This window comes from Longimicrobiaceae bacterium (assembly GCA_035696245.1).
GTDB lineage: Bacteria > Gemmatimonadota > Gemmatimonadetes > Longimicrobiales > Longimicrobiaceae > DASRQW01.
In genome coordinates, this window is record DASRQW010000467.1 from 1 (window position 1) to 1,577 (window position 1,577).

Here is a 1,577-nt window from a genome sequence, read left to right on the forward strand (position 1 = left end):
GGCGCCGCCGGTCACGTGCGCTTCGCTGCGGGAGTGGCGCTCGGCCCACGCCTCCAGCGCGGTCCCGAACTGCTTCCACATGGCGCCCAGGCGCTCGCCGTAGCTGCCGAAGAACGCGCCGCCGCCCGCGCGCCCCACGCCCAGCCGCGCGACCAGGCTGCGCGAGATGATCGCCCCACCGAGCGTGGCGCCCTCCAGCACGTACAGCCCCCCCAGCGCGCGGGGCACGTCGTCCAGCGCGGGCGGGCGGGGACATGCCGGCAGAGCGGCGATCTGCACCTGCGAGAGCCCTAGCGCGGCAAGGTCCGCGTCCAGCAGCGGCAGCTTGCGGCGCACTTCGGCGTCCAGGGCCAGCGCGCCCCACGCGTCCATCGCGCACAGGCGCTCCTCCACGGGCAGGTAGAAGCCGCGGAAGCGGGCCAGCAGCGCGCGGTAGCCGGGGAGTGTGAGGCCGGGGTCCATCACGCCGGCGTGGGCTTCCACGCGCTCGTGGTGCTCCCGGGTCTGCTCTTTCAGTGCGGCAAGGATCGTCACGCCGGAGAAATCGGAGGGCGGTACGCAAGGACCACACCCGTCGCGGGGCGGCCGTTCGGTCGGGATCGAGCCCTTCTGCCACTCCCGCGCCACGCGCGCCGAGCAACGCGCAGCGGCCTACGCCGAGTACGGATCCGAGCCGCGCATCCACACGATCTCGCCGGCATCTCACGCCCGCTGCCCGCCGATGGAAGATGCCGCGCATCAGTCGACTGGCGTTGGGAAGATGCGCAGATTCTCATCCGCCGCCCTGCCTCCGCGGACGTGTGCTCCACCGCGAGGGGATCGTAGATGCGGATCTCCCGCTCTGGCCTGGTGGGCTTCGGGAGATGCACGGCCTCGCATCCTTCAACCCCGCGCCGATACGTGCCGCCCCAGGCGATTCGGCGGATGTGCGGCGGACTACGGTTTCTTCCGCTCCGGTGCGGAGGGATTGCGGAAGCGTTCCAGGCTGATGCGCTCGGCTTCGAGCAGCGACGCGCGGAGCAGCTCCACGGCGTCGGAGACGACCAAGCCGGGGGCGACGGCGGCGGCGCGGCGGACGGCACTCTCCACCTCGGCGCGCAGGATGTCGTACTCGCGCTCCAGCGCCCGCTCGGTCCAGCCCAGCCGCCGCCGCGCCGCCCCGTGCAGATCGGCGATGGTGCGCTGGATGGCGCCGCCGTCGCGCATCAGGTCGCGCGGGTCGTGCGACTCCTCGCGGATCACCAGCTCCTGCGCGATGTCGCTGAGTATGGTGACCATGTGGTCTTCCAGCTCGGCCTGGCCCAGGCCGCGGGCCATGGGCGTGCCGGGGTCCGCGCGGAGCCGGTCGGCGTAGGTGCGCACCACCGCCGCGACGCCGCCGGTCTGCAGCAGCGTGCCGATCACCGCCAGCCGCGAGCCTTCCGCCGGCTGCACGTCGGCCGCGGCGGCGGGCGGCTCGGCCGCGGGCAGCCACAGCGTGAACGCCGACCCCTTTCCCAGCGAGCTACGCACGGTGATGTCGCCGCCCATGAGCCGCGCCAGCTGCCGGCTGATGGCCAGGCCCAGCCCGGTGCCGC

2 protein-coding genes are annotated in these 1,577 nt (G+C 73.7%); both read right to left on the reverse strand.

Features of this window, described 5'->3' with window-relative positions:
- Positions 1-627, reverse strand: a 627-nt coding sequence (locus tag VFE05_21055) for a biliverdin-producing heme oxygenase (protein HET6232578.1), incomplete at its 3' end; no start/stop codon positions are given.
- Between the two features lie 309 nt (positions 628-936).
- The coding region (locus VFE05_21060) for an ATP-binding protein (protein HET6232579.1) at positions 937-1,577 on the reverse strand (641 nt) is incomplete at its 5' end.